Annotated in this window: 27 protein-coding genes; 9 read left to right on the forward strand and 18 right to left on the reverse strand. The window is 60.7% G+C overall.

Annotated elements, in window-relative coordinates:
• Nucleotides 1-10 precede the first annotated feature (10 nt).
• The 5 genes from cysB to AC1DXW_RS14535 form a co-directional block, all read right to left on the reverse strand.
• Entirely contained in the window at nt 11-985 is a 975-nt protein-coding gene (gene cysB, locus AC1DXW_RS14515; RefSeq protein WP_046043380.1) for an HTH-type transcriptional regulator CysB, read from the reverse strand.
• A 113-nt stretch (nt 986-1,098) separates the two neighbouring features.
• Nucleotides 1,099-1,602: a universal stress protein gene (locus tag AC1DXW_RS14520; RefSeq protein WP_477760129.1), complete on the reverse strand. Its 504-nt coding sequence runs from the start codon at nt 1,600-1,602 to the stop codon at nt 1,099-1,101.
• Nucleotides 1,603-1,697: 95 nt separating this feature from the next.
• Nucleotides 1,698-2,603, reverse strand: coding sequence for a 5'-nucleotidase (locus tag AC1DXW_RS14525; RefSeq protein WP_477756259.1), 906 nt, complete (start codon nt 2,601-2,603; stop codon nt 1,698-1,700).
• A 25-nt stretch (nt 2,604-2,628) separates the two neighbouring features.
• Complete coding sequence (locus tag AC1DXW_RS14530; RefSeq protein WP_477760130.1) at nt 2,629-3,582, reverse strand: putative 2-dehydropantoate 2-reductase; 954 nt, start codon at nt 3,580-3,582, stop codon at nt 2,629-2,631.
• Nucleotides 3,579-3,965 carry a thioredoxin family protein gene (locus tag AC1DXW_RS14535; RefSeq protein ID WP_108219647.1) on the reverse strand — a complete coding sequence of 129 codons (387 nt, stop codon included), beginning with the start codon at nt 3,963-3,965 and terminating at the stop codon, nt 3,579-3,581. The genes AC1DXW_RS14530 and AC1DXW_RS14535 overlap by 4 nt, the downstream gene beginning before the upstream one ends.
• Here AC1DXW_RS14535 and AC1DXW_RS14540 point away from each other — a divergent pair.
• Both AC1DXW_RS14540 and AC1DXW_RS14545 read left to right on the forward strand, forming a co-directional pair.
• Nucleotides 3,964-4,407, forward strand: coding sequence for a PilZ domain-containing protein (locus AC1DXW_RS14540; RefSeq protein WP_477753758.1), 444 nt, complete (start codon nt 3,964-3,966; stop codon nt 4,405-4,407). The genes AC1DXW_RS14535 and AC1DXW_RS14540 overlap by 2 nt on opposite strands.
• 187 nt (nt 4,408-4,594) lie before the next feature.
• Nucleotides 4,595-5,671 (forward strand): 3-deoxy-7-phosphoheptulonate synthase, encoded by a 1,077-nt coding sequence (locus tag AC1DXW_RS14545; RefSeq protein WP_477760131.1) that lies wholly within the window; start codon nt 4,595-4,597, stop codon nt 5,669-5,671.
• An 85-nt stretch (nt 5,672-5,756) separates the two neighbouring features.
• On the opposite strand, the gene AC1DXW_RS14550 is transcribed toward AC1DXW_RS14545, so the two are convergent.
• A complete protein-coding gene (locus AC1DXW_RS14550) occupies nt 5,757-6,044 on the reverse strand; it encodes a GNAT family N-acetyltransferase (RefSeq protein WP_007973562.1) in 288 nt (95 codons plus the stop codon).
• A gap of 639 nt (nt 6,045-6,683) precedes the next feature.
• Here AC1DXW_RS14550 and oprI point away from each other — a divergent pair.
• The gene (gene oprI / locus AC1DXW_RS14555; RefSeq protein ID WP_003199355.1) at nt 6,684-6,935 is read left to right on the forward strand and encodes an outer membrane lipoprotei OprI; all 252 of its coding nucleotides are present in this window, start codon (nt 6,684-6,686) and stop codon (nt 6,933-6,935) included.
• 122 nt (nt 6,936-7,057) lie between these two features.
• Here the strand turns inward: oprI and AC1DXW_RS14560 are convergent, their stop codons facing one another.
• The 3 genes from AC1DXW_RS14560 to AC1DXW_RS14570 all read right to left on the reverse strand — a co-directional run bounded on the left by AC1DXW_RS14560 (nt 7,058) and on the right by AC1DXW_RS14570 (nt 10,014).
• Nucleotides 7,058-8,032: a L,D-transpeptidase family protein gene (locus AC1DXW_RS14560; protein ID WP_477760132.1), complete on the reverse strand. Its 975-nt coding sequence runs from the start codon at nt 8,030-8,032 to the stop codon at nt 7,058-7,060.
• A gap of 1,026 nt (nt 8,033-9,058) precedes the next feature.
• On the reverse strand, nt 9,059-9,352 hold the full coding sequence (locus AC1DXW_RS14565; RefSeq protein WP_003226812.1) for a hypothetical protein: 294 nt from the start codon (nt 9,350-9,352) through the stop codon (nt 9,059-9,061).
• Between the two features lie 56 nt (nt 9,353-9,408).
• Nucleotides 9,409-10,014, reverse strand: a complete 606-nt coding sequence (locus AC1DXW_RS14570) for an arylesterase (protein WP_477753755.1) — start codon at nt 10,012-10,014, stop codon at nt 9,409-9,411.
• Nucleotides 10,015-10,024: 10 nt separating this feature from the next.
• On the opposite strand from AC1DXW_RS14570, the gene AC1DXW_RS14575 reads away from it, so the two are divergent.
• The 3 genes from AC1DXW_RS14575 to greB are packed head-to-tail and all read left to right on the forward strand — an operon-like array spanning nt 10,025 to nt 13,744.
• The gene (locus AC1DXW_RS14575; protein WP_223456271.1) at nt 10,025-10,708 is read left to right on the forward strand and encodes an ABC transporter ATP-binding protein; all 684 of its coding nucleotides are present in this window, start codon (nt 10,025-10,027) and stop codon (nt 10,706-10,708) included.
• Entirely contained in the window at nt 10,708-13,212 is a 2,505-nt protein-coding gene (locus AC1DXW_RS14580; protein ID WP_477753754.1) for an ABC transporter permease, read from the forward strand. Before AC1DXW_RS14575 ends, AC1DXW_RS14580 begins: the two co-directional genes overlap by 1 nt.
• A gap of 34 nt (nt 13,213-13,246) precedes the next feature.
• Entirely contained in the window at nt 13,247-13,744 is a 498-nt protein-coding gene (gene greB / locus AC1DXW_RS14585) for a transcription elongation factor GreB (RefSeq protein ID WP_007973570.1), read from the forward strand.
• Nucleotides 13,745-13,747: 3 nt separating this feature from the next.
• Here greB and AC1DXW_RS14590 read toward each other — a convergent pair whose 3' ends face one another.
• The 3 genes from AC1DXW_RS14590 to AC1DXW_RS14600 all read right to left on the reverse strand — a co-directional run bounded on the left by AC1DXW_RS14590 (nt 13,748) and on the right by AC1DXW_RS14600 (nt 16,262).
• A complete protein-coding gene (locus tag AC1DXW_RS14590; RefSeq protein ID WP_477753753.1) occupies nt 13,748-14,056 on the reverse strand; it encodes a class I SAM-dependent methyltransferase in 309 nt (102 codons plus the stop codon).
• Nucleotides 14,057-14,302: 246 nt separating this feature from the next.
• Nucleotides 14,303-14,737, reverse strand: a complete 435-nt coding sequence (locus tag AC1DXW_RS14595) for a DoxX family protein (RefSeq protein ID WP_046042643.1) — start codon at nt 14,735-14,737, stop codon at nt 14,303-14,305.
• 103 nt (nt 14,738-14,840) lie between these two features.
• On the reverse strand, nt 14,841-16,262 hold the full coding sequence (locus tag AC1DXW_RS14600) for an MltF family protein (protein WP_477760133.1): 1,422 nt from the start codon (nt 16,260-16,262) through the stop codon (nt 14,841-14,843).
• A gap of 237 nt (nt 16,263-16,499) precedes the next feature.
• Between AC1DXW_RS14600 and AC1DXW_RS14605 the strand changes: the two genes are divergently transcribed.
• Nucleotides 16,500-17,306, forward strand: a complete 807-nt coding sequence (locus AC1DXW_RS14605) for a TatD family hydrolase (protein WP_477753751.1) — start codon at nt 16,500-16,502, stop codon at nt 17,304-17,306.
• A 287-nt stretch (nt 17,307-17,593) separates the two neighbouring features.
• Nucleotides 17,594-17,959 carry a terminase gene (locus AC1DXW_RS14610; RefSeq protein WP_477753750.1) on the forward strand — a complete coding sequence of 122 codons (366 nt, stop codon included), beginning with the start codon at nt 17,594-17,596 and terminating at the stop codon, nt 17,957-17,959.
• Here the strand turns inward: AC1DXW_RS14610 and AC1DXW_RS14615 are convergent, their stop codons facing one another.
• The 3 genes from AC1DXW_RS14615 to AC1DXW_RS14625 all read right to left on the reverse strand — a co-directional run bounded on the left by AC1DXW_RS14615 (nt 17,960) and on the right by AC1DXW_RS14625 (nt 20,125).
• Nucleotides 17,960-18,757, reverse strand: a complete 798-nt coding sequence (locus tag AC1DXW_RS14615) for an acyl-CoA thioesterase (protein WP_477753749.1) — start codon at nt 18,755-18,757, stop codon at nt 17,960-17,962.
• Between the two features lie 230 nt (nt 18,758-18,987).
• Nucleotides 18,988-19,746, reverse strand: coding sequence for a CHAD domain-containing protein (locus AC1DXW_RS14620; protein ID WP_477753748.1), 759 nt, complete (start codon nt 19,744-19,746; stop codon nt 18,988-18,990).
• A 100-nt stretch (nt 19,747-19,846) separates the two neighbouring features.
• On the reverse strand, nt 19,847-20,125 hold the full coding sequence (locus tag AC1DXW_RS14625) for a hypothetical protein (RefSeq protein ID WP_477760134.1): 279 nt from the start codon (nt 20,123-20,125) through the stop codon (nt 19,847-19,849).
• A gap of 221 nt (nt 20,126-20,346) precedes the next feature.
• Between AC1DXW_RS14625 and AC1DXW_RS14630 the strand changes: the two genes are divergently transcribed.
• A complete protein-coding gene (locus tag AC1DXW_RS14630) occupies nt 20,347-21,384 on the forward strand; it encodes a patatin-like phospholipase family protein (RefSeq protein ID WP_477753747.1) in 1,038 nt (345 codons plus the stop codon).
• A 59-nt stretch (nt 21,385-21,443) separates the two neighbouring features.
• Here AC1DXW_RS14630 and AC1DXW_RS14635 read toward each other — a convergent pair whose 3' ends face one another.
• The 3 genes from AC1DXW_RS14635 to kdpC form a co-directional block, all read right to left on the reverse strand.
• Complete coding sequence (locus AC1DXW_RS14635) at nt 21,444-22,142, reverse strand: response regulator (RefSeq protein WP_477753746.1); 699 nt, start codon at nt 22,140-22,142, stop codon at nt 21,444-21,446.
• A 48-nt stretch (nt 22,143-22,190) separates the two neighbouring features.
• A complete protein-coding gene (locus AC1DXW_RS14640; RefSeq protein ID WP_477760135.1) occupies nt 22,191-24,842 on the reverse strand; it encodes a DUF4118 domain-containing protein in 2,652 nt (883 codons plus the stop codon).
• A gap of 120 nt (nt 24,843-24,962) precedes the next feature.
• Nucleotides 24,963-25,508: a potassium-transporting ATPase subunit KdpC gene (gene kdpC, locus AC1DXW_RS14645; RefSeq protein ID WP_477753744.1), complete on the reverse strand. Its 546-nt coding sequence runs from the start codon at nt 25,506-25,508 to the stop codon at nt 24,963-24,965.
• Nucleotides 25,509-25,608: the final 100 nt, after the last annotated feature.

Raw genomic sequence — 25,608 nt, forward strand, 5'->3', positions numbered from 1 at the left:
GGAAACACTATCAGTGAACGGGCAGTTCGACGCCCTCGAACAGCTCTTCCAGTTCCTGCTTGTTGTGACACTGAATGGCCTTGGCCATGACTTCGCGGGTCAGGTGCGGCGCGAACTTCTCGATGAAGTCGCACATGAAACCACGCAGGAAGGTGCCGCGACGGAAGCCGATCTTGGTCACGCTGGACTCGAACAGTTCGCTGGCATCAAGCACCACCAGGTCGCTGTCGAGTTTGCTGTCGACAGCCATTTTCGCCACGATGCCCACACCCAGACCCAGGCGAACATAGGTCTTGATCACGTCGGCGTCGGCGGCGGTGAACACCACTTTCGGCGTCAGGCCACGATGGCTGAATGCTTCGTCGAGCTTCGACCGGCCGGTAAAACCGAACACGTACGTCACGATCGGGTATTCGGCCAGGGCTTCGAGGGTCAGTTTCGACAGTTTGGTCAGCGGGTGGCCCTGAGGCACGACCACGCAACGGTTCCAGCGGTAGCACGGCATCATCACCAGATCACCGAACAGCTCGAGCGCTTCGGTGGCGATGGCGAAATCCACGGTGCCGTCGGCGGCCATTTCGGCGATTTGCATGGGCGAACCCTGATGCATATGCAGGGCCACGTCCGGGTATTGCTTGATGAAATTGCTGATCACCGGCGGCAACGCATAACGCGCCTGGGTGTGAGTGGTGGCAATCGACAGGGTGCCCTTCTTCTCGTTGGAGAATTCCTGGGCGATCTGCTTGATGCTTTCAACCTTGCGCAGAATTTCGCCAGCGGTGGTGATGATGCGTTCGCCGGCCGGGGTAACGCGGGTCAGGTGCTTGCCGCTGCGGGCAAAAACCTCGACGCCCAGTTCGTCTTCCAGCAGACGGATCTGTTTACTGATGCCCGGTTGAGAGGTGTAAAGGCTTTGGGCTGTAGCGGAAACGTTGAGGTCGTGGTGCGCCACTTCCCAGATGTAGCGCAATTGTTGAAGCTTCATATGAATCCCTCAAAGCAGGTAGACGCCACGGGCATCAGCGACGGTATATAACTATATTAATGGTTCGAAGAATAAATCTAGAACTTTTTTGTCAAATTGCCATTATTCGTGTTCTAGAGATCCCCTTGGCGACGACGTTGCACCAGCGGCACCAGATAGACCGGCACCTTGGACAGTTGCAGCACACGGGCGGCGGTTCGCCCCAAAGGCGTTTCCGCACCCGCACCGTGGCTGTGACTCCCTACGATCAACAAATCCACGGAGAGTTTCTGCGCCTGGTCCAGAATCACCTGCGATGGGTCGCCCTGCACCACCCGTACTGCCTGAATCCGCTCCAGATCGTGCTCCCCTTCATCCCCCAACTCCTCACGAAAACTGTCGAGCACCCGCTGCTCGATACTGGCAATCACTGTATTCAGGCCCTGGCTGTGAAACTCGTTCAGCGCCTGTTCATCGAGATAACTTTGCAGCACCGACTCGGCAAACAACCCCATGGGTTCAACCGCATGCACCACATACAAATCGGCATTGAAGGTCCGGGCCAGTTCCAGGGCATGCTGCATCACCACGGGCGCGTACAGGCCAAGGTCAGTGGCATACAGCATCGAACGAATCATATGACCTCCTCGACTGCCAACATGGCGGAGATTTGATTCAGCTTAGCAGTGCCTTGGCGACTACGACATGCGGCGCAACGCATTGAACAGTGGGCTTAAACCTTTTGCTCGTTGCTTATGCCATGGGGCACATGACCGGTGGCGACGACTTCACGGGCCAATTCGCAGTGGCCGGCCTGATCGTCGAAAAACACATCGGCCGCGAAGGCTTCGAGAAAGGCTGACTTGGTCAGGCCGCCGAGGAACAGCGACTCGTCGAGACGGATGTCCCATTCGCGCAACGTGCGAATCACTCGCTCATGGGCCGGCGCCGATCGCGCCGTGACCAGCGCAGTACGGATCGGACAGGCGTCCTCCGGGAACTCACGCTGCAACAGATTGAGGGCCGCGAGAAAGCCCTTGAACGGCCCACCGCGCAACGGCTCGCGGGCGGCCTCACGCTCGCTGGCCTGGAACGCCTCCAGACCACCGGCCTGATAAACGCGCTCCGACTCATCGGAAAACAGCACCGCGTCTCCGTCGAAGGCGATGCGCAATTCGTCGCTGGCCGCACGACTGGCACCGCCCGACAGAATGGTCGCCGCGGCGAACCCGGCGTCCAGTGCATTGCGTACGTCTTCGGCGTGGGTCGAGAGAAACAGGTCGCAGCCAAAGGCCTTGAGGTAGGGATACGGACTGCGCCCGCCGACAAAGGCCGCGCGAGAGATTGCCAGTCCGTAATGGTCAATCGAGTTGAATACCCGCAGCCCGGTGTCGGCGCTGTTGCGCGACACCAGAATCACCTCGACCCGGGCACGGCCGAGGCTATTGTTGAGGTTCAGGAGTTTCTGCACCAACGCAAAGGCATCGCCGGGTTGGAGGATTTCGTCTTCGTGTTCGATCTGATACTGCCGGTAGGCTTCGACACCGCTCGACAGATAGACCTTGTGGCTTTCGCTCAGGTCGAACAGCGCTCGCGAAGAAATCGCCAGCACCAGTTTGTCGTCAATTGCCTTCGGCATGCCCTTCTCCCTCAGGTTGGTCGACTCAGGTGTTTCGTCGATCAATGAAACTCAAACTGCGATACAAGGCCTCGATGCGCGGCATCTCACACCCCGCGGCCCTGGCGGCCGCCAGTGGCCGGGCGTAGATCGCGGCCAGCTCCAGCGGTCGTTTGTGCAGGAAATCGTGGTACATGCTCGGCCAGTAGTCAGGCATTTTTTCGGTCACCATGAACAAGTGCTCGGCATACCCCGCCGGTACACCGTGCCCGCACGCGACTGCGCCTTGCACCACTTCAGCCATCAGCGCCTTGATCAGTTCGCGACTGTCGGCATCGGCCATCAACGGTGTGGTGCTCGCTCCCAGCAACACCGAGAGACCGTTGTAAGGGATATTCCAGACCAGTTTTTGCCAACGCGCCTGATGCAAATTCGCCATGGCCTGGGAATCGAGACCGGCGCTGCGGAACAGGCCGACACCTTCCTCGACAATCGCAGTGCGTGCCGGCCCATCGGCAGGACCGCTGTGATAACCAACGTGCACCGCGCCCAACGCCTGATGAGTGATGACGCCCGGCGCCTCGCGATGGACGCAGATGTAGCAGAGCCCTCCAAGCACATGCAGCGAATCGGGGAGCAACGCGCGCAGGCTGTCTTCGACATCCAGGCCGTTTTGCAACAGCAGTACCTTGGCGTTCGGTGCCGCCGCTTGCAGGATAGCGGGTGCCAGGTCGGCGTTGCTGGTGGTTTTCGCGCCCACCAGCAGCCAGTCGCAGGGCGGCATGTCTTCAGCGTTCGAATAAGCCTGCACCGGGTTCAGTTTCAGCGCGCCATGGGGCGCGCTATCGACTTGCAACCCGTGCTCGGCCACAGCGGAAAACTCGCTGCGCAGCAGAAAATGCACATCAAAACCGGCACGCGCCAGCATTACCCCGTAGAAACCACCGATTGCGCCGGTCCCGATTATGCCGATCGTCGGCCTAGCAACTGTCCCCATCATGGCAACTCCTCTGCTGTTCGACTCAGCGCCTGGCGCACGGCCCGGTTGAGCTCGGTGTCGGTCAGGCGCGATTTCAGTGCTCCAAAGAATTCGCCGTCGCGAACGACAAACAGCGCCGGCAAGTGAAAGACCTGATAACGCTCGACCACCCCGCCGTTGTTGCCGGCATCGATCCAGCACAGTCGATCGACTGCCAGGTCGAGTGTCGGCAATTGCTCGCGGGCAAACCGGCAACCGGCGCAGCCGACACTGGTGAAAATGACCAGCGATACACCGCTCATCGCCAGCAGCCGTTGGTCGGCGTCAAAATCGGTCAGTTCCAATTCGACCACTATACTTGGGAGAACAATGTCAGATGGCCGACACATGGAGTCTGTGTTCATGGGACGATTTATTCCTCACCCTGACGATGTGCCCGTCGAATTAACGTTGCTGAAACCTGAATGTATTTCGCGACGACAACTGCACACTATCAGCCTCGGGGGCATGGCTTGCAATTATCACCGCGCGTGGCGCCACGGCACAGCGCTGGAAGTTCGCATGCCGACCGTGAATCCGGACGCGCGTTACCTGGGCTATGTCGCCTGGTGCCTGCGGCGCAAGCGCGGTTATCTGGTGGGCATCGCCTTCGTCGACGAACAAATGCTGTTCAGCGCCCGGATGGGCGAGCAGGTGTGCCAGATCGAACGCTACTGCCGCCTGCATGACGCCCACGACGACTTGCAGGGTATCCAGGCCCTGGCCCTCGAATGGCTCCAGGAGCATGCCGACGAGTTTTCTCACGAATCGGTGCGCAAGGCTTTTGCCTTGCCTGTGCTGGATTAGGGGCGTTCCCGACGGGTTTGCCGGCCACGTTGGGGAAACTGACTGAGAATGGCCCCTAAACCAGTGTCTGCCCATTGTCGAGCCACGGTGTAACGCGCTAAGGTTCGGCTCCCCGACGCGCTTAATTTGCTGTGCTCCGCCGCGCGGGTTCGCTGGCGGCCGGCACCCGTGACCTGACGAGTAAACGATGGCTGATTTACCGATCAACGACCTAAACGTCGCCTCCAACGAGACACTGATCACTCCCGATCAGCTCAAGCGCGATATTCCCCTGAGCGACACCGCACTGCGCACTGTCACCAAGGGCCGCGAAGTCATTCGCAACATTCTGGATGGCACCGACCACCGCCTGTTCGTCGTCATCGGGCCTTGCTCGATCCACGACATCAAGGCCGCCCACGAGTATGCCGAGCGCCTGAAGGCTCTCGCTGCCGAAGTGTCCGATACCCTGTATCTGGTCATGCGCGTGTATTTCGAGAAGCCCCGTACCACCGTCGGCTGGAAAGGCTTGATCAACGACCCGTACCTGGACGACTCGTTCAAGATCCAGGACGGCTTGCACATCGGTCGCCAATTGCTGCTGGACCTGGCCGAAAAAGGCCTGCCAACCGCCACCGAAGCCCTCGACCCGATCTCCCCGCAATACTTGCAGGACCTGATCAGCTGGTCGGCCATCGGCGCGCGCACCACCGAATCCCAGACTCACCGCGAAATGGCGTCCGGCCTGTCCTCGGCCGTCGGCTTCAAGAACGGCACCGATGGCGGTCTGACCGTGGCGATCAACGCCCTGCAGTCGGTTTCCAGCCCGCATCGCTTCCTGGGCATCAACCAGGAAGGTGGCGTGTCGATCGTGACCACCAAGGGCAATGCCTACGGTCACGTGGTGCTGCGCGGCGGCAACGGCAAGCCGAACTACGATTCGGTCAGCGTTGCGCTCTGCGAGCAGGCGTTGAACAAGGCGAAGATCAAGCCGAACATCATGGTCGATTGCAGCCACGCCAACTCCAACAAGGATCCGGCCCTGCAACCGCTGGTGATGGAAAACGTCGCCAACCAGATCCTCGAAGGCAACAAGTCGATCATCGGCCTGATGGTTGAAAGCCACCTGAACTGGGGCTGCCAGGCGATCCCGAAAGACCTCGCCGACCTGCAATACGGCGTGTCGATCACCGACGCCTGCATCGACTGGACCGCGACCGAAAACACCTTGCGCAGCATGCATGCCAAGCTCAAGGATGTGTTGCCCAAACGCGATCGCAGCTGATCGCCTGTTTGCCTGCACAAAAAACGCACACAAAAAAACGCCGGGCTGAGCCCGGCGTTTTTTTATGCGTTCGTTTTGTTGAAGGTCACTGACTCAGCTTGGCCGCATGCCGCTGGTGACGCTCCATGTAGCGCTCGACGTAGGAGCACGATGGAATGACGGTGTAACCCATTTCGTCAGCGTACTCCAGCGCCTTCTCGGTCAAGGCTGCCGCAATACCGCGACCACGCAATGCGTTGGGCACGAAGGTGCGATAGATATCCAGGGTCTGCTTCCCCAGATCCATGTAGGTCAGATAGGCACGATGACCGTCCACATTGGTCTCGAACTGATGACCAGCCTGGTCATGGTGGATGGACAACGCCTCGCTCATCACTACTCCTCGCGGGTCTGGAATTCCGACCCCTACCTTACCGATGTTTTTCCGGCGAAGGAACATCTACGCCACCCCGTGCCTGAATGGACACCGAGAAGAGCTGCACCGATCTCGCGCTACCGAGCACCTACAAATAGTAGGCACCATTGGCAGAAATGCTCAAGGTGCGCTCGTCATCGTGCGGGTTGGCGGGTGCTGCTCCGGATCACGCAGGAATGGCTCGACCGAAGATCACTCCGGGTCGATAGCCTGAACATTGCCGGATGTTGAGACTTAAGACGAGCGCCCGTTGTTAAAGTCACCTGAACATCGAGAAAGATATTGGGAGGCGCTACGCAAAAGCCGAACAAAAGTGTAGACGAATCCATGTAGGCGGGCTCTAGCCAGACTGGAAAAAGAGCGGTATGCCGAAGGAACTTTTTCTCGCCAGCTGGCTCAGCCACGGGCCTTGCAGCTGGATGTTTTTTAATCAGTTCAGTTAAAAGTTGCTCGAAAAAGAATCAACGCCTACAATTTTTTTTGCTTCTTGCGTCACGTCAGTTTTACTTACTACAAGTAATAGGTAGTATGTACGCCGGCTATTTCCTCAATCGGAGGAGATAGCTACTTAATAGAAAGTCCTTGAAGGGGAACACGATGAACAACGTTCTGAAATTCTCTGCTCTGGCTCTGGCCGCAGTTCTGGCTACCGGTTGCAGCAGCGCATCGAAAGAAACCGAAGCACGTCTGACCGCTACTGAAGACGCAGCTGCTCGCTCCCAGGCTCGTGCAGACGAAGCTTACCGTAAAGCTGATGAAGCTCTGGCTGCTGCTCAAAAAGCACAACAGACTGCTGACGAAGCTAACGAGCGTGCTCTGCGCATGCTGGACAAAGCTAGCCGCAAGTAATAATCCTTCGGGATTGTTATCAAGCCGATCCATTTTTTGGGTCGGCTTTTTTATTGCCCGGCGTTTCTCCAGGCAATAAAAAACCCGTCGACGCAGTCCGCGCCGACGGGCTCTTTACAAGCTTACTGCATCGGGTCGACCGGAGTGCTCGACACCATCGGTACGGCGTTGTTGCCCGGCACAGCAATCTCCACCGGCAGGCCGTCTTCAGCGGCAACCACATCACGCACCACATCCCAGTTCATGCGCAGGTTGTTAGTGATGTCTTCACGCTTGAGCATCGCGTTGATGACCGCGGTGTGCTTGTCGACCACCGACGGGTTGCCCTTGTCGTCCAGCGGCGTATGCGCCTCCAGATAGACCTTGCCGCCACTCAAACCAAACTTGTACGGGTCGTTGATGATCCGCACCGACGTACCGACCGGCACCATGCCCGCCATTTCCAGCACGTTGTTGTTGAACATGCGGAAGCAACCGTGGCTGGTGCGCATGCCGATACCGAACTTCTTGTTCGAACCGTGGATCAGGTAGCCCGGTGTGCCCAGGGTGAACTTGAACGGCCCCAGCGGGTTGTCTGGGCCGGCTGGCACGACGTTGGGCAGCGGATCACCGTCTGCTGCGTGCTCGGCCTTGATCGAAGCCGGAGGCGTCCAGGTCGGGTTCGGCGTCTTGGCGGTGATGCTGGTGTGGGCAATCGGCGAGCCCCAGCCTTCACGACCGATACCCAGCGGGAACGTGTACACCACGTTCTTGCCTTTCGGGTAGTAGTAGAGGCGGTACTCGGCCAGGTTGATCACGATGCCTTCACGCGGGCCCGGTGGCAGGATGAAGCGGGTCGGCAGAATGATTTCCGTGCCGGTGCCTGGCAACCATGCATCGACACCCGGGTTGGCCGCGACCATTTCCGTGTAGCCCAGATCGTAGGCGGTACCAAGGTCGGCGAAGGTATCTTCGTACTTGGCCTTGATCACCTGCACCTGGCCGATGATGTCTTCACCGGGCGGTGGCAGGGGAAACTCCAATGCTGCAACGGGACCGGCCACCAAAAGGGCGGCAAGTGTCAGGCAGCGGGTGACGGCAGGAAAGCGCGACAACATCCGGAAAATCCTTCGCATGATCAACAGAGGGTATAAGAACGCGATTGTACACCGCCATCCGTTATTTCGGGGAGATGGCCCGATTGCAGGTAATGCAAGGAGATTTTGCGATTGTCCTCGATTCCGTGTGGGGGTGAGCCTGCTTGCGATGGCTGTGTGTCAGGCGATGAGTATTTTGTGGGTGTACATATCCGTTGCTGCGGTAACGGCCACTTAGGGTTCCGCCCTTACGGCGGGTCACTTTGGAAAAGCCCCAAAGTAACCAAAGGGCTCTTGCCCCTGACGTTCGGTGCCTCGCCTAGGCTCGGCATGCCCTCGCTCCGGTCCTGCTCCGTGGGCCCGCCGCCATCGGCCATCCATGGCCGGCGGCGGCTAACCCGGCATCCATGCCGGGTTGCCCACTGCGCAGAACCTCCACTCGGCCTCACGAGGGGGCGTGTACCGCAACAGCGTCCGAGGCGGCCTACCGGCCGGCCTGGTTCTGATGCGTGCGTGTTTCCCTGTAGGAGCTGTCGAGTGCAACGAGGCTGCGATCTTTTGGCTTTATTGCTTACAAGCAAGATCAAAAGATCGCAGCCTTCGGCAGCTCCTACGGATTGATACGTCCGCGAAACCAGGTCGGCTGGCAGGCCGCCATCGCGAGCAGGCTCGCTCCTACAATGGATCGACGTGCACCTAATGCTCTTCACCACTCATCAGGCCGAGCGTTAGCTCGCCTGCAGCTTTTGATCTTGATCCACCCGCCCCCTCGGAAGGCTGAGTGGAGGTGTTCATCCGGGGATGGGCGCGCAGCGCCGTTCGACGCAGTCGAACTCATTGCATGTAGGTCGAAGCGAAGCCGACCGGAGGGCAATGCCCCCGGATGAATGCCGGAGCGAAGGAACGCCGAGCCTTAGCGAGGGGCCGTACGTTCGGGGCGAGACCTTTTGGTTCCTTTTGGGGCGTTTGCCAAAAGGGACTCGCCGTAAGGGCGAAACCATAAGCCGCCGTTACCTAACCAACGGATATGTACACAATCAACACGAATCAAAGCTCAAACCGCAACTCCGGCCAGATCGGCGAAGTCCCCCGCTTCTGCGACTCAAGAATGGCCCGGCACAACGAGCACAGACGCTGATCCTGAAACACCCGGCGATCGACACTCGACCAGCGCGGTTGCGCCGGCAACAGACTGCCACACAAGGTGCGGTCCGCCGAGCCGCCCAGCTCCAGTTGACGGGTCACCAGATGCACCCGCACCTCCTGGCAGGCGAACAGATCCAGCTGTTCGTCAGGCTCGATCAGTTGGTAGGCAAAAAGTGACCAGGCAGGACGCGGCATCGGGGGCTCCAAATCGGGGGCGCCACCTTAGCCGAAAGCCTGCTTCTAGAAAAGTGTCATAACAGTGGTTTTAGAGTAGGCCAGACATTTTCCAGCAACTTGTCCTGAGCCCCGGCCGCCGGGTGTATGCCGTCGGCCTGCATCAAGTCCGGATGGCCGCCCACGCCGTCGAGGAAAAACGGCACCAGCGGGATTTTTTTCTCATCGGCCAGGTTGCTGTAGACCTCGGCGAAGGCCTTGGTGTAGCGGGCACCGTAATTGGGCGGCAGTTGCATGCCGAGCAACAGCACCTTGGCACCGCTGGCCCGGGAGCTGTCGATCATTGACGCAAGATTTTGTTGCAATTGAGTTGGCAGCAAGCCGCGCAGGCCGTCATTGCCGCCCAACTCGAGGATCACGACTTGCGGTTTATGCTCTACAAGCAGCGCGGGCAGGCGTGCCTGGCCCCCGGCACTGGTGTCGCCACTGATGGACGCATTGATCACTTTGTCGTCGAAACCTTCGCGCCTGAGCCGTTGCTCAAGCAGCGACACCCACCCCAGCCGGGTATCCAGCCCGAAACCGGCGCTGATACTATCGCCAACGATCAGGACTGTACCCGCCGCTGCGTTTTGGGCCATGCACATCAAGGCCAGGCCAGCACTCAAAAACCAGACACGCATCGGACTCTCCATGGGCGCAAGCATTCTCATCGCGAAGGACCTTAGCAAAGTGGTTCCCAGCGCGGAAGGTGAACTGACCATCCTGCACGAACTCAGCCTGGAACTGAACAAGGGCGACAGCCTGGCCATCGTCGGCGCTTCGGGCTCTGGAAAATCCACACTGCTGGGCCTGCTCGCCGGCCTCGACCTGCCGAGCAGTGGCGAGGTCACTCTCGCCGGGCAAGGCCTGAGCAACCTCGATGAAGACCAGCGTGCGCGCATCCGCGCCGAACACGTGGGTTTCGTGTTCCAGTCATTCCAGTTGCTCGACAGCCTCAATGCCCTGGAAAACGTCATGTTGCCGCTGGAGCTCGACGGCCGCAAAGACGCCCGAGAACGCGCCACCCAATTGCTGCAACGGGTCGGGCTGGGCCAACGCCTGACTCACTCGCCGCGCCAGCTCTCCGGAGGCGAGCAACAACGCGTGGCGATTGCCCGCGCGTTTGCCGCCGAGCCCGATGTGTTGTTCGCCGACGAACCGACCGGCAACCTCGACAGCCACACCGGCGAGCGCATCAGCGACTTGCTGTTCGAGCTCAACCAGGAACGCGGCACGACCCTGGTGCTGGTGACTCACGATGAACGCCTGGCCCATCGCTGCCGGCGCCTGATCCGTCTTGAAGCCGGCCTGCTGGTCGCCCCTCTGGAGCCTTGATGGCACGTCTGCCGCTGTTGCGCCTGTTCAGCCTCGCCATCCGCCAATTGCTGCGCGATGCCCGCGCCGGTGAATTGCGCGTGTTGTTTTTCGCCTTGCTGGTGGCCGTGGCCGCCAGCACCGCCATCGGTTACTTTGGCGCGCGCCTGAACGGCGCCATGATGCTGCGCGCTACCGAGTTCCTCGGTGCCGACCTGCTGCTGGAAGGCAGTTCGCCTGCGCGCCCCGAACAGATAAGAAGCGGCACCGAACTGGGTCTGGAACACGCTCAAGTGGTGGAGTTCTCCAGCGTCATCGCCACCGATAACGGCATTCAGCTGTCCAGCATCAAGGCGGCCGATGACACCTACCCGCTACGCGGCGAATTGAAAAGCGCGCCCGCCCCCTTCGCCACGGAAACAGTCGGTGGCGGACCGCAACCCGGTGAAGCCTGGGTCGAGGCACGCCTGCTGACCGCCCTGGACCTGAAGATCGGCGATAGCATCGATGTCGGCATGAAAACCCTGAAACTGGCGCGGGTGCTGACTTACGAACCCGATCGCGCCGGCAATTTCTACAGCCTGACGCCGCGGGTGCTGATCAATCTCGGCGACCTTGCAGCAACCGGCGTGGTGCAACCCGGTAGCCGGGTCAGCTATCGCGAATTATGGCGAGGCAACGCTCAGGCACTCGAGACGTACCGGCAACTGATCAAGCCGGGGCTTGCCGCCAATCAGCGCTTGCAGGACGCCCGCGACGGCAATCGACAGATCGGTGGCGCCCTGGGCAAGGCCGAACGCTACCTGAACATGGCCAGCCTGGTGGCGGTATTGCTCTCCGGCGTGGCGGTGGCGCTGTCGGCAACCCGCTTCGCCACCCGCCGATTCGATGCCAGTGCATTGCTGCGCTGCCTCGGGCTGTCGCGCCGGGAAACCATGGTGTTGTTCAGCCTGCAACTCACTGTGCTCGGGCTGCTGGCCAGCATCAGCGGCGCCCTCCTCGGCTGGCTCGCACAACTGGGATTGTTTGCCCTGCTGCATGACTTGCTGCCGACCGACGTGCCTCCGGGCGGACTGTTTCCGGCCGTTGCCGGGATCGGCACCGGACTGGTGGCGCTCGCCGGTTTCGCCTTGCCGCCGCTGGCGGCCTTGGGCCGGGTACCGCCATTGCGCGTGCTGCGTCGGGATATGCTGCCGATCCCTTCCAGCACCTGGATGGTCTACGGTGTAGCGCTGGGCGCCCTCGGCCTGATCATGTGGCGCCTGAGCCTGGACCTGGTGCTGACCTTTGCCCTGCTCGGCGGCGGCGTGATTGCAGCGCTGGTGCTGGGCGGTTTGTTGTTGCTGCTGTTGAAGAGTCTGCGGCGCATGCTTGCGCGTGCATCCTTGCCCTGGCGTCTTGGACTCGGGCAATTGCTGCGTCATCCGCTCGCTGCGGCGGGACAGTCCCTGGCGTTCGGCCTGATTCTGCTGTCAATGGCGCTGATCGCCTTGCTACGTGGTGAGTTGCTGGATACCTGGCAGAACCAGTTGCCGAAAAACGCCCCCAATTACTTCGCCCTGAACATCCTGCCCGCAGATAAACAGGCCTTCACCAACCACCTGATCGCCGTGTCGGCTCAATCGGCACCGTTGTACCCGGTGGTGCCGGGGCGATTGATCAGCATCAACGGCGAGCCGGTGCAACAGATCGTCACCAAAGAATCTGCGGGTGATCGGGCGATCCAGCGCGACCTGAGCCTGACCTGGGCCGCGGACCTGCCGTCGGGTAACAAACTCACGGCCGGCCATTGGTGGAACGAACAAACGCCGGACGATGTTCCCGGCGTGTCGGTAGAAGGCAAGGTCGCCGAAAGCTTGAAAATCAAGCTCGGCGACCACCTGATTTTCAGCGTTGGCGGGGTCAATCGCGAGGCGAAAGTCACCAGCCTGCGGGAGATCGACTGGGACAACTTCCAGCCGAACTTCTTCATGATCTTCCAGCCCGGCACCCTGAAGGATCTGCCGGCGACTTACCTGACCAGTTTCTACCTCGCACCCGGTCACGACCAGCAGATCGTCGACCTGTCCCGGGCCTTCCCGGCGGTGACGATCCTGCAGGTCGAAGCCTTGCTGGAGCAACTGCGCAGCATTCTCGCCCAGGTGACCCTGGCGGTGGAGTACGTGTTGTTGTTTGTGTTGGCGGCGGGGATGGCGGTGCTGTTCTCCGGCCTGCAAGCGACGCTGGATGAACGCATTCGCCAGGGCGCGTTGCTGCGTGCGCTGGGGGCGGAACGGCAATTGCTGGTCAAGGCGCGGCGCATCGAGTTCGGTTTGCTGGGCGCCGTCAGTGGCTTGCTGGCAGCGCTGGGTTCGGAAGTCGTGAGTTGGGTGCTCTACCGCTACGCCTTTGACCTGCCGTGGCATCCGCATCCATTGCTGATGTTGCTGCCACTGCTGGGTGCCGTGCTCATTGGTGGTGCCGGGGTGTTCGGCACCCGTCGGGCATTGAACGCCAGCCCGCTGACAGTCCTGCGCGAGGGTTGATAGACTCCTGCCATCCTCACCACAAGAAGCAGTCATGAGCCGTTACCGCCCTCCCCGCACCGCCGGCACCGCGCTGATCACCCCCGAGGGTGAAGCGCGGATGCGCGCCGAGTTCCATGAGCTGTGGCATGTACGTCGCCCCCAGGTTACCCAGGCTGTCAGCGAAGCCGCGGCCCAGGGTGATCGCTCGGAGAACGCCGAATACACCTACGGCAAAAAGATGCTGCGAGAAATCGACAGCCGCGTGCGGTTTCTCACCAAACGTCTGGAAGCGCTGAAAGTCGTCAGCGAAAAACCCAGCGATCCGAACAAGGTCTATTTCGGCGCCTGGGTCACGATCGAAGATGAGGATGGCAAAGAGTCGCGCTACCGCATTGTCGGGCCCGATGAACTGGACCTCAAACAGGGCCTGATCAGCATTGATTCGCCGTTGGCCCGCGCCCTGATCGGCAAGGCACTGGACGCCGAAGTCCGGGTCCAGACCCCCACCGGTGAGCAGTGCGTTTACATCGTGGCGATCGACTACCCGTGAGCTTTAACGCCGGGTAATCAATCCTTGCCGGGCAACGCGGGTCAGTTGCCGGATCACTTCAGGAGCCTCTTCGAGGCTGGGGGACTGAATCACTGCCAGATCGAAACTGTCGTCGGCGAAACGAGCGAGGGACTCACCGTCTTCGACAAACTGGATCAGGAAAGCAGCGGGACCGCCGGTACGGCGTGGCCAGCCATCGAGATAACGCAAGAGCGTCGGCTGATGTTTGCCGCCAAGCAGGATTTTTGGATTGCGCTGGGTCAGGTGTGCCGTGATCGGCGCGGGACGTACAACGGCGTTTAGTGCATTCATTGTGTCGTGTCTCTGCCTCAAAAGTCTGCATGGCAGGTGAGAGGCAACACCGAACCAGCGCTTTAGCGGTATTTCGAAGCCTGTTCCGGCTTCTATCGGCAACTGAATGAGTCACCTGGCGCCCCGCAAGTAGCTGTTTAAATCGGCGCATGAGCAACATCCTAGAGAAGCTGACTGGACAGTGTCAAGAATGACGCTCAACAAAAAAGGCCCGACAATGCGGGCCTTTTCGTTGAGCCAGAGCGGTCAACCAGCGATGGCACGGTCCGCCGAGAGTTTGCCCGCACCTTCGATCAATACCGCGATACTGCCACCGAGCAAGGCCAGGGCGAATTCATAACCGTTGTTGGCCATGAACAGACCGTTGCTGATGTGCACCGAGAAAATCGCGACCAGCAACAGGAAGGCCAGGCCAAGCGCGGCCGGGCGAACCAGCAAGCCGATGATCAGGGCCAGGCCGGCGAAGAATTCAATGCCGCCCGCCAGTGTCGCCATCAGGTAACCCGGCGTCAGTCCCAGGCTTTCCATGTACTGCGCGGTTCCAGCCAGACCATAGCCACCGAATGCCCCGAAGAGTTTCTGCGAGCCGTGAGCGGCGGAAATAATGCCGACCACGATGCGCAGAACCGTCAGGCCGTAGCCAGCGCGGGTAGACAGTACCTTGTTGATCAGAGTGCTCATGCTGTTTCATTCCTTGTAAGTGTGTGTTGGTTGGCCGCTATATTAATCAGTTAATTGCATGTTAAAAGCGCAAAAAACCCACCATTACAATCAAATTAACCGATCATTTGCGTGAAGCAATCTTTTGTCCCTGGGGCTCCAACGACTCTCGCTCCCGGTCGAATGCCAAGTAATACTTGTTCACGCTATTAACATAGCTGACGGGGCCCATACCCACTTGCTCCATGGCCACGCGTTCGACCTGGAAGAACCACTGGTTGGGATTCAATCCTCGCCGCCGGGCTTCTGCGCGCATGCCCTGAACCCGCTCCGGCCCGATGTTGTAGGCCGCCAGCACGAAGGCCATGCGTTCGCGCTCGTTGAGTTTCGGGCTGGCAAAGAATTTGCGCCGGATCATCGCCAGGTACTTGGCCCCGGCCTGCACATTGCCGTCTACGTCCTGAATATTGTTGACCCCCACCCGCTGCGCCGCAGCAGGAGTGATCTGCATCAGACCGGTGGGGCCATCGCCACTGCGGGCGGCAGGTTGCAGGGCTGACTCCTTGAAGGCCAGCGCCGCCAGGTTCAGCCAGTCCATGCCCTGGGCATCGGCGTGTTTCTGCAGCACCGGGCGAAGTTTTTCCAGACGCTGCCGGTCCGTCTTCGCCAGTGGATAGTGCACTTGATAGAGACGACGATAGATCCGCAGGAACGCGACGTCCTGATCCGATGGTTTCTTGTAGACGGTGAGGAAGCGATCGATGCTGGCCCGCAGCATCGAGGCGTCACGGCGCACGAACCAGAATTCCTCTCCCGGATCACTGACAAGTGCCTGTTTGTCGAAACGCAGTTTGGGCAGGATCTTGCCCCAGCGTTCGGCGATCGGCTGCTCGACGATAGTCAGGTGGAAGATCCCGCCCTGCACCATCTCCAGCACATCCTCGACGGCAAGGCTCGGATCGACCCACTCGATTTTGACCGGTGGCAGTTTGTGCAGGGCAAGCTTTTGATTGATCTGGCTGACGGCATCCCCGGCGGCGCTGCCGGCGGGTAACGCCAGGGTCTTGCCGGAAAGCTGTTCAAGCCGGGTGTAGCGGCGCTCGCCCTTGATGCCCACCAGGACCAGCGCAATGTTGCTGGCAATCGGCTCACTGGTGCTGACGGCGAAACCCGCTTGCAGATCGAGCAACTCGCCTGGCGCCACCAGATCGCCCTCCCCGCGCTGCAATGCGCCGAGCAGTTGATCCTTGGCCTTGGGAATGATCTTGAGGGTGATTTCCTGACCGTCTCGGGCGTGGCCGTTGAGGTATTGCTCGAACGCTCTCAGACGGTGGTATTCGACCCCGATCGCCTGCCCCTGGACTTCGCCGGAACTGTTGCGGCTCTGGTTGACCAACACCCGCAGCACACGACTGTTGCGAATTTCCGCAAGGTCGCGCACCTTGCTGGCCGGTACGGCTTGCAGCGGCCCGGGCAGACGCGCGACCGCCGACATCGGCAGTAGCAGCGAACAACACAGCAGTAGCAAAACCGAGGGACGAATCATCCACTCTCCGGAAAGAATATGAGGCCCGCTTCAATGACGAAAACCATCAAGCGCGGCGACAAAAACAGAGCGCCCAAGGCGCTGGCAAAGTGCGAAAGACTGGCACAATGATGGCAAAACTACCAACCCAGCCTGGTCCGCGGCTCAAGAGACAGCGTTAACCCGTTGTAGTTCTTGGTTTTTCTTATAAATCCACGGCTCTGATATGCTTTCCGGCCTTTGGGCCGAGGTAGCACCATGCAACTCATCGATATCGGCGTCAACCTGACCAACGCCAGTTTTGCCGACAAACACCAGGCCGTACTCGACCGCGCCTACGCGGCCGGCGTGTGCCAACTGGTGCTGACCGGCACCAGTGTCGAGGGCAGTGAACAGGCTCTTGAGCTGTGCCAGCAACTGGACGAAAGCGCCCAGCGCCTGTTCGCCACCGCCGGTATTCACCCTCACTGCGCCAGCGACTGGAACGCCGACAGCGCCCGACGTTTGCGCAGCTTGCTCATGGAGCCGAATGTGGTGGCCGTGGGTGAATGCGGGCTGGATTTCAACCGTGATTTCTCGCCGCGCCCGCAACAGGAGAAAGTCCTCGAAGAACATCTGGCCATGGCCGTCGAATTGCAGCTGCCGGTTTTTCTGCACGAGCGCGACGCCAGCCAGCGTTTGCTGGAGATCCTGCGCGACTTCCGCGACCGACTGCCGGCCGCCGTTGTGCATTGCTTCACTGGGGAGCAGAAGGCGCTGTTCAGCTACCTCGACCTCGATCTGCACATCGGCATTACCGGCTGGATCTGCGACGAGCGCCGGGGCACGCATTTGCATCCGCTGGTCAAGGAGATCAAGCGCGGACGCCTGATGCTCGAAAGCGATGCACCGTATCTACTGCCGCGCAGCCTGCGCCCCAAGCCGAAGAACGGGCGAAACGAGCCGGCGTACCTGACCGAAGTATTGCGTGAAGTGGCGCTGCATCGCGGAGAAAGCCAGGAAGATCTGGCGGCGCACACTACAGCCTGTGCGCGGGCGTTTTATGGGCTGCCATTGATCTCCTGATTAACATAAATCCCTGTGGGAGCGGGCTTGCCCGCGATAGCGGACTTTCAGATAACACCGATGTTGGATGTGATGTCCTCATCGCGGGCAAGCCCGCTCCCACAGGTGACCGAGTTCTTTCATTAGAATGCGGACGAATGTGGGGCTTGCCCGCGATGAGGCCGGAACCGGCAACATCAATCCAGACCATGACACCTATCAAGCCAATAGCCAGCCTTGATTCGCCGCCAGCATGGACCGGGCCTATTCTTCCTACATGTGTTCAACATGGATCGAGGATCAGCATCATGGGCAAACGTCACCCCAACCTTCCCGTCTGGCAATGGCGAGCGTACCCGAACAATCATCAGCACCCGACCAATCTGGTGCTGCACCTGATCGCGGTGCCGTTGTTCATCGTGGCGTTTCTGCTGATTGTGTCCGGGGTGTTCAGCCTGAGCCTGGCGAACATCGCCATCGGTGTGATCGGTGTGATTGCGGCGCTGGCCTTGCAACGCCACGGCCACAGCCTGGAGACCCAAGCCTCCGAGCCGTTCAGTGACCGCAAAGATGCGATTTCGCGCTTGTTGGTCGAGCAGTTCCTGACGTTTCCGCGATTCTTCCTCAGCGGTGGCTGGTGGCGCGCCTGGCGTGAACGCCACCGCCGTCACTGATCAGGCGAACACGGTCACCGTCTGCCGGCTCATGGCGATCAACCGGCCATCCGCGCTCCACATTTTTGCGGCAGCATGCCCGTAGCCGTCAGCGGCGTATTCGGTTTCGACCAGGTATTTGCACCAGTCCAGAGTGTTCAGTTCCAGCAGCGGTTGCACGAACTCGATGGTCCAGGTCAGCGTGCTGCCCATCGCCGGCTTCTTCAAAAACGGCATCAGGGCCGGCGGCCAGGCGTCCACCAGCGCCAGGATATGCGCCTCGCTGATGGCCTCTTCTTTCACGTCGCCGCGCAAGCGCACCCAGCCGCCCATTTGCCGGGACGTGCTGCCGCTGAACGGCAGCCCGCCGATACTCCAGCGCATCGCCAGATGCCGCATGAATTCCGGGATGACGCCTTCGACAAAAGGCAGTTCCTGGCATTCGTCCCAGTGCTTCATTTCTGGTGCCGGTTCAGCGGTCACCGCCACTTCCGAGGGGCGCGAGGCGCCAAAACTGCCCTGGATCAACGTCACCACCTGACCCTTCTGCATCACCCGGCCCAACACCTGGCTGACCGCCTTGCCTTCGCGCAGCACCTCGACCTCAAAACTGACCGGAACCTCGGGTTCAACCGGGCCGACAAAGGTGATTGCCAACGAACGTACCGGCCGATCCGCCGGAACCCGGGCACGCATGGCTTCGTACTGCAAAGCAACCACCAGGCCACCGAAACTGGCGCGCCCCTGCGCCCAGGAGGCCGGGATAGACAGCTCATGCGGCTGGCTACGGACAGCGTCGAGCAGTTCGGAGAAACGCATGAAAACCTCAGGGATCGAAAAAAGATGAAGGGATCTTACCCAGCCGGAGAAGGCTATACAGCACCCATTCCGGCCAAAAGTACTGACAGAAGAGCCGAACACATAACCCTGTGGGAGCGAGCCTGCTCCGGGCGGCGTTCCGACGATAGCGCCAGGACAGCCAACATCAATTTTGAATGTCACGACCTCATCGCGAGCAGGCTCGCTCCTACAATGGATCTCCGGTGTTTTCAGGATTTGAAACAGGCCTTACCCAGTTTTTCCAGCACCCGGTCCGCACGCTGTTCAGCCTCGGCCATGGTGGCTGTCCAGACCGCAACACAGGGCTGCAAATCCGTTTCCTGTTCAGCCATGGCCAGCCATTGCACGCAATCGTGCCAGTCGCCCAGCGCGCCCTGGGCCGATTTCAACCGGGACATGGCCGCTTTCGGCAAACGGTCCAGTTCGGGGTAAGCATCGATGCCATAGCGCACACGCTTGATCAGCAGCCGCAGCCGATGACGGTCATGAGCCGGGTCGTGCAGTGCCTCGTCGAGTTTTCCCCACTGCTTGCCCAGGCGTTTTTTGATGCGCTTGCGCAAGCCCTTGAGCAATCCCTGGCGCTGGGCGGCGCGCAGAAAACGCGGAAATGCATCGAGGACGATCAGCAATTGCGCAAGTTCAGGGCTGGCCGCCACGGCCGGATAGGCCTCGGCCATTTGCGCCATGCGCCACTGTGCGGCTTGGGGTTGATGGTGCTGGAGCAGGTACGCCGCCAGCACTTCGCGATCACGTAATGGCGTGCTCAGTTCGCCCACCCGGGAGGCGGCCGCTTCCAGTTGTTCGACACCGGGCAGCCCGCGCAAGGGTCGCAACAGGCTGCGTAACCGACGCATGGTCGTGCGCAGGTCGTGTAACGCTTCAGGGTCTGTACGCTCGTTCAGGCGGGCCTGACAGGCCAGCAGACGAACTTCCAGGCCCAGAACCTGAGCCACCAACCGATCGATCATGGGGGTTTACTCCGTAAACTGCGCCAGGTTGCAAGCTCCAGGCTGCAAGCTCGGTGGGTCTTGCAGTTTGCAGCTTAGAGCTTGTAACCGCTTTTCGCTTTTAACGCCCCRCGCGCGATTCACGAATATAGAAACGGGCCTTCTCGGCTTTGGTGGTGCAGCCTTCAAACCCCTCGAATTGCTGCTGGGTCTTGGCTGCGGTCAACAGCGACAGGGCCTTGGAGTAGCTGACGGTCCCGGCAAAACCTTCGGCCTTGGCCAAGTCCAGTTCATGCCATGCAGCATCCAGGTTGCTACCGCAACTGTCGCGATAAGCGGTTTTGCCGGCACAACCGGCGAGCGCCAGGGCAATCAATGGCACGCAGATCCAGGCTTTCATCACTCACTCCTCAAAGATAGGTCAACAGTCGTGCAGGTAAGACGGTGTGGCACCTGAAAAGTGCCGTTGGTCCGCTATGCAAACTATAGCGCTGACGAGAATAACCATGTGCCGCCATGGAGTGTCGAAAATACGACGCTCTTGCCCCGTCGAACGACCAAGGCGATTGAAGCGTGCCCCTCGATGGGTGCATTGTTGAACCATTCAAGCGAGGGCGATCCATGAAAAAGCGTGTCGCACTGGTATTGGGCTCGGGTGGAGCCCGGGGTTATGCACATATCGGGGTCATTGAAGAGATCGAACGGCGCGGCTATGACATTGCCTGTATCGCCGGTTGCTCCATGGGCGCGGTGGTGGGCGGGATCTACGCCGCCGGCAAACTCAATGATTACCGCGACTGGATCGAGAGCCTGGATTATCTCGACGTGTTGCGTCTGGTGGACGTCAGTTTTCGTCTGGGGGCGATCCGTGGCGAGAAAGTCTTCGGGCAGATCCGCAAGATCGTCGGCGAGATCAACATCGAAGATTTGCGTATTCCCTACACCGCGGTTGCCACCGACCTGACCAACCAGCAGGAAATCTGGTTCCAGGAAGGTTGCCTGCATCAGGCCATGCGCGCCTCGGCAGCGATTCCCAGCCTGTTTACCCCGGTGATGCAGGGCAACCGCATGCTGGTCGATGGCGGCATTCTCAACCCGCTACCGATCGTGCCCGTAGTGTCGAGCCATTGCGATTTGATCATCGCGGTCAACCTCAACTCCACCAACCAGCGCCACTATCAATTGCCGGTCATCCAGCGTCCCGCTGCCTTCAAGACCCGCTTCGACAGCCTGATCAACTCCGTCGGCTCGAAGTTGCCGTTCCGGCGCAAACAGGCTGAACAATTGTTGGTTCTGGAACAGGAAGCCTTGAAGGCCGAAGGTGCGGACTTCAACCCGTGGATCGAATCCGCCGAGCCCGAGGCGCAGCAACCCGCGGCCGCTCCGCAAACCAGTGGCGCACCCCGCTCCGCCACCGGTTCGTTCATCATCGACAACGTCGGGCCGGCGTCCTTGCTGGATTTGATCAACCAGAGTTTCGAGGTGATGCAGACGTCGCTGGCGCAGTACAAGATTGCCGGGTATCCGCCTGACATCCTGATCAACGTGCCTAAACGCGTGTGTCGGTTTTTCGAGTTCTACAAGGCGCCGGAGCTGATCGCGCTGGGACGGGAGATTGCGCGGGATACGCTGGATCGGTATGAGAATGAGCAGAACTGAAAGCCTGAAAACTCTCGGGTGAATGTAAGGGCCCCATCGTCAGATCAGGCAACGAAGATCTAAAGGCTACCCTCACTCAACAACCGATACCCCACCCCAGCCTCAGTGACGATGAACCTGGGTTGGGTCGGGTCATCCGCCAGTTTCTGGCGCAAGTGCCCGACCACGATGCGCAGGTAATGAGTGTCTTCGGTGTGCGTCGGCCCCCAGATGTCCTTGAGCAATTGCTGCTGGGTGATCACCCGCCCGGGATGTCGCGCCAGTTGCGCCAGCACGGCGTATTCCTTGCGAGTCAGCGCGACTTCGATACCGTCGAGCAACACCCGGCGATACGCCAGGTCGACCGTCAATGGACCGAAGGTCAGCGCCGCTTGTTGCACCTCGCCCACGGGCGCCTGGCGCAACAACGCACGAATCCGCGCCAGGAACTCCTGAATGCCGAACGGCTTGGTCACGTAGTCATTGGCGCCGCCATCCAGGGCCTCGACTTTCTGCCCTTCACCGGCGCGCACCGAGAGCACCAGCACTGGCACCGTCGACCACTCGCGAAAATCGCGCAATACCTGTTGGCCGTCCATGTCCGGCAAGCCGAGATCGAGCACCAGCAAGTCCGGTTTGTTCAACGCGGCTTGTGCCAATCCTTCACTGCCGGTGCCGGCCTCCAGCACTTTATAGCCCTGGGAAGCGAGGCTGATGCGCAGGAATTTGCGGATCTGCGGTTCGTCGTCGATGACCAAAATGGTCGCGGTCTGGCTCATGAATTCACATCAACACAAAGAAGTGGCAAGAGAGTAGCGCAAGCACGATCAGGCTTCACTCTCGTATCCTGGCTGAGCCTGTAGCGGCAGGTGCAACGTGATGCAGGTCCCGCGCCCCTCGATACCGTCGGCAACGCTGATACGCCCGCCATGGGCACCGACCATGCCCTGACAAATCGCCAGCCCCAGCCCGGTACCCTGCCCGCCACGATCACCCCGCGCCGCGGTGTAGAACATGTCGAAAATCTTCGCCCGTTCCGCCTCCGGAATTCCCGGCCCCTCATCGCAGACCGAGAAAAACAGCTCACTGTCATCGGCCCCGGCGCGCAATTGCAAACGTCCGTGGTGCGGCGAAAACCGCGCGGCGTTTTCCAGCACGTTGACCAGTGCCTGTTCGATCAGCGCGGCATGGACGAACAGCAGCGGCAATTGCGCCGGTACTTCGGTGCTGACCTGCAGCGACGCGAGTACCGCGCGCAAGCGATTGAGCGCACTGCCGATGATATCGGCCGGCGACACCCAGTCCCGTGCCAGCTTCAGCGCGCCGTGGCCGAGCCGGGTCATGTCGAGCAGGTTTTGAATGTAGCGGTCGAGGCGCTCGGCTTCATCGCGCGTGCCTTCGAGCAGTTCACGTCGATCCTCCAGCGGGATCGCCTCACCCAGGGCCAGCAGGCTGTCGATACTGCCGCGCATGGACGTCAACGGTGTGCGCAAATCGTGGGACACCGAAGCCAGCAAGGCACTGCGCAGTTGCTCGGTTTCGCCGTGCAGCCGCGCCGCTTCCAGATCATCGGCCAGTTGCGCCCGGGCCAGCGCCTGGGCCAGCGGCTGGCTCAGCGCGGTCAACAAGCGTCGGCGCTGGCCACTCAGGGTCTGGCCTTCGTTGGCACATACGCCAAGCAACGCCAGCGGGCCGTCCTCCACCGATAACGGCCACCACCACCAGCGGCCGAACGGCAAGGTGCCGGTACCCGCACCCGCGGGTTGATCGTGCTGCCAGGCCCAATCGGCGGCGGCGCGTTCGGCTTCGGTGAACTCGAGCGGGCCACCGGTTTCGACTTTCCAGCCGTTTTGCCCGTCGCGATTGAGCAGGCACAGTTGCACATCGCTCCAACCGTTGAGGTGCTGGGCGGCCGCGCTGACCACAGCCTGACGGTCGGTGGCGGCGGTAAGTTTGCGCGACAGGTCGAGCAACTCGGTGGTCTCTTCCTGGGTATCGCGCAGTGCCTGCAATTGCCTGCGCTGGCGCGCCGCGAGGTTGCCGGTGAGGGCCGCCATCAGCAGGAAAAACAGTAGGGTCAGCACGTCTTCTTCGCGCTGGATGCTGAAAGAGAAATTCGGTGGAATGAACAGGAAGTCATAGGTCAGAAACGACAGCGCCGCACAGGCCAGCGCCGGCCCGAGACTGCTGCGCACCGCCACCAGCAAAACGGCGGCGAGGAACACCAGCGAGATGTTCGGCAACGGCAGAACACTCGCCACGGCCCAGGCCAGGGCGCTGGCCAGAACCGTCGCCACCACCGCCAATGCGTAGTCGAACCAGACCAGTGAATGCATCGACCGCTGATGGGGTTGATGCTGTTGGTGATCGCTGTCGAGTACGTTGATTTCCAGTCCGCGTGCATTACGCAGCAGCCGCGCCGCCAGCCCGCCACCGAACAGACGCCGGCGCAATCTCGGCCGGGACTGACCGACCAGCACCAGGCTGGCGCGGCGTTCGGCGGCATGCTGGATCAGGGTCTTCGCCACTTCACCGGCGCGCAGCAACACCACTTCGCCGCCCAGCCGTTCGGCCAGTTGCTGGGCGCTTTGCAGGCGCAGGCGCGACTGTTCGTCACGCACGCTGCCGTTGTCCACGTGTACCAGACTCCAGGGCAGGTGCCGCCGCTGGGCCACGCGGCTGGCATGCCGTACCAGGCGTTCAGCCTGGGTATCGCCGTCGACCCCTACCAGCAAACGCCCACGCACGGCCGGAGCCGCTTGACCGAGTTGGCGATAGCCCTGGGCCAGATCGTCATCGACCTGAGCCGCCGCGGTTTGCATCGCCAGTTCGCGCAAAGCCGTCAGGTTGGTCTGGGAAAAGAATGCGTCGATGGCCGCCCGCGCCTGCTCCGGCACATAGACCTTGCCATCGCGCAGTCGCTCCAGCAGCTCCCGTGGCGGCAAGTCGATCAGCAACAGTTCATAGGCTTCCTGCAACACCCAGTCCGGCAGGGTTTCGCGGACCTGCACGCCGGTGATGCCGCGCACCTGGTCGTTGAGGCTTTCCAGATGCTGGACGTTGACCGTGGTGTACACGTCTATGCCTGCGGCGAGCAGTTCCTGAATGTCCTGCCAGCGTTTTTCGTGACGGCTACCGGGTGCGTTGGTGTGCGCCAGTTCGTCGACCAGCACCAGTTTTGGTTTGGCTTTGATCAGACCGTCGAGGTCCATTTCTTCAAGCAACACGCCACGGTATTCCGAGCGCACCAACGGCTGCTGCGGCAAGCCGCCGAGCAGGGCTTCGGTTTCGGCCCGGCCGTGGGTTTCGACGACGCCGGCGATGATTTTCACCCCTTGGCGTAACTGGGTGTGGGCCGCTTGCAGCATGGCGTAGGTCTTGCCGACACCCGGCGCGGCGCCGAGAAACACCTTGAGCCGGCCACGGCCATCGCGGGGCAGGTCTGCTAACAGCGCGTCGGCGCGGCCGGAGTTGCTCATTTTCATTGCCTTGTTTGACTTGATATATGGGTGTGGCATTAAAAGATCGCAGCCTGCGGCAGCTCCTACGCCAGATGGCGTACATCCTGTAGGAGCTGGCGAAGCCTGCGATCTTTTGATCTACAGGTTTTCCAGCGCCCGATTCAACTCAAGCACATTCACCACTGGCGGGCCTACCAGTGGTTGCTCGATGTGAGCGTCCAGCAGTTGTTGCAGTGTCGCTACCGGCAGGTTGCGCGCCGTCGCGACACGCGCCAGTTGATAGGCAATCGCCGCCGGTGGCAAGTGCGGATCGAGACCGCTGCCGGACGTAGTGACCAGCGCCAATGGCACCGGCCCCTGGCCTGGCACCAGCAGTTTGTTGGCATCGTCGATCACCCGCGTGGCCAGGGCCGGGTTGCTCGGCGACAGGTTGCTGGCGCTGCTCGACACGGTGGCAAAGGCACCAGCCGAAGGGCGCGGGTGGAACCAGGCGTCGCCGACGAAATCCTGGGCGATCAGCGAAGAGCCACGGACCTTGCCCTCGGCATCACGCACCAGGCTGCCGTTGGCCTGATCCGGAAACATGACCTGGGCCACGCCGGTGACCACCAGTGGATAGGCGACGCCGGTGATCAGCGTCATCAGGACCAGCAGGCTCAGGGCTGGACGTATCAATGTGGACATTTCAAAACCCTCTAATTCACAAGTCAGGTACACCGTGGCGCATCCATCGCGAGCAAGCTCGCTCCCACAGGGTATGAGGTGCCTTTGTGGGAGCGAGCTT

It is taken from the genome of Pseudomonas sp. P4_C4 (assembly GCF_056402055.1).

Excerpts from the sequence above, each read along its gene's own strand:
- cysB (WP_046043380.1), bottom strand. The coding sequence starts at position 985 with ATGAAGCTTCAACAATTGCGCTACATCTGGGAAGTGGCGCACCACGAC.
- AC1DXW_RS14520 (WP_477760129.1), bottom strand. The coding sequence starts at position 1,602 with ATGATTCGTTCGATGCTGTATGCCACTGACCTTGGCCTGTACGCGCCC.
- AC1DXW_RS14525 (WP_477756259.1), bottom strand. The coding sequence starts at position 2,603 with ATGCCGAAGGCAATTGACGACAAACTGGTGCTGGCGATTTCTTCGCGA.
- AC1DXW_RS14530 (WP_477760130.1), bottom strand. The coding sequence starts at position 3,582 with ATGATGGGGACAGTTGCTAGGCCGACGATCGGCATAATCGGGACCGGC.
- AC1DXW_RS14540 (WP_477753758.1), top strand. The coding sequence starts at position 3,964 with ATGGGACGATTTATTCCTCACCCTGACGATGTGCCCGTCGAATTAACG.
- AC1DXW_RS14535 (WP_108219647.1), bottom strand. The coding sequence starts at position 3,965 with ATGAACACAGACTCCATGTGTCGGCCATCTGACATTGTTCTCCCAAGT.
- AC1DXW_RS14545 (WP_477760131.1), top strand. The coding sequence starts at position 4,595 with ATGGCTGATTTACCGATCAACGACCTAAACGTCGCCTCCAACGAGACA.
- AC1DXW_RS14550 (WP_007973562.1), bottom strand. The coding sequence starts at position 6,044 with ATGAGCGAGGCGTTGTCCATCCACCATGACCAGGCTGGTCATCAGTTC.
- oprI (WP_003199355.1), top strand. The coding sequence starts at position 6,684 with ATGAACAACGTTCTGAAATTCTCTGCTCTGGCTCTGGCCGCAGTTCTG.
- AC1DXW_RS14560 (WP_477760132.1), bottom strand. The coding sequence starts at position 8,032 with ATGTTGTCGCGCTTTCCTGCCGTCACCCGCTGCCTGACACTTGCCGCC.
- AC1DXW_RS14565 (WP_003226812.1), bottom strand. The coding sequence starts at position 9,352 with ATGCCGCGTCCTGCCTGGTCACTTTTTGCCTACCAACTGATCGAGCCT.
- AC1DXW_RS14570 (WP_477753755.1), bottom strand. The coding sequence starts at position 10,014 with ATGCGTGTCTGGTTTTTGAGTGCTGGCCTGGCCTTGATGTGCATGGCC.
- AC1DXW_RS14575 (WP_223456271.1), top strand. The coding sequence starts at position 10,025 with ATGGGCGCAAGCATTCTCATCGCGAAGGACCTTAGCAAAGTGGTTCCC.
- AC1DXW_RS14580 (WP_477753754.1), top strand. The coding sequence starts at position 10,708 with ATGGCACGTCTGCCGCTGTTGCGCCTGTTCAGCCTCGCCATCCGCCAA.
- greB (WP_007973570.1), top strand. The coding sequence starts at position 13,247 with ATGAGCCGTTACCGCCCTCCCCGCACCGCCGGCACCGCGCTGATCACC.
- AC1DXW_RS14590 (WP_477753753.1), bottom strand. The coding sequence starts at position 14,056 with ATGAATGCACTAAACGCCGTTGTACGTCCCGCGCCGATCACGGCACAC.
- AC1DXW_RS14595 (WP_046042643.1), bottom strand. The coding sequence starts at position 14,737 with ATGAGCACTCTGATCAACAAGGTACTGTCTACCCGCGCTGGCTACGGC.
- AC1DXW_RS14600 (WP_477760133.1), bottom strand. The coding sequence starts at position 16,262 with ATGATTCGTCCCTCGGTTTTGCTACTGCTGTGTTGTTCGCTGCTACTG.
- AC1DXW_RS14605 (WP_477753751.1), top strand. The coding sequence starts at position 16,500 with ATGCAACTCATCGATATCGGCGTCAACCTGACCAACGCCAGTTTTGCC.
- AC1DXW_RS14610 (WP_477753750.1), top strand. The coding sequence starts at position 17,594 with ATGGGCAAACGTCACCCCAACCTTCCCGTCTGGCAATGGCGAGCGTAC.
- AC1DXW_RS14615 (WP_477753749.1), bottom strand. The coding sequence starts at position 18,757 with ATGCGTTTCTCCGAACTGCTCGACGCTGTCCGTAGCCAGCCGCATGAG.
- AC1DXW_RS14620 (WP_477753748.1), bottom strand. The coding sequence starts at position 19,746 with ATGATCGATCGGTTGGTGGCTCAGGTTCTGGGCCTGGAAGTTCGTCTG.
- AC1DXW_RS14630 (WP_477753747.1), top strand. The coding sequence starts at position 20,347 with ATGAAAAAGCGTGTCGCACTGGTATTGGGCTCGGGTGGAGCCCGGGGT.
- AC1DXW_RS14635 (WP_477753746.1), bottom strand. The coding sequence starts at position 22,142 with ATGAGCCAGACCGCGACCATTTTGGTCATCGACGACGAACCGCAGATC.
- AC1DXW_RS14640 (WP_477760135.1), bottom strand. The coding sequence starts at position 24,842 with ATGAGCAACTCCGGCCGCGCCGACGCGCTGTTAGCAGACCTGCCCCGC.
- kdpC (WP_477753744.1), bottom strand. The coding sequence starts at position 25,508 with ATGTCCACATTGATACGTCCAGCCCTGAGCCTGCTGGTCCTGATGACG.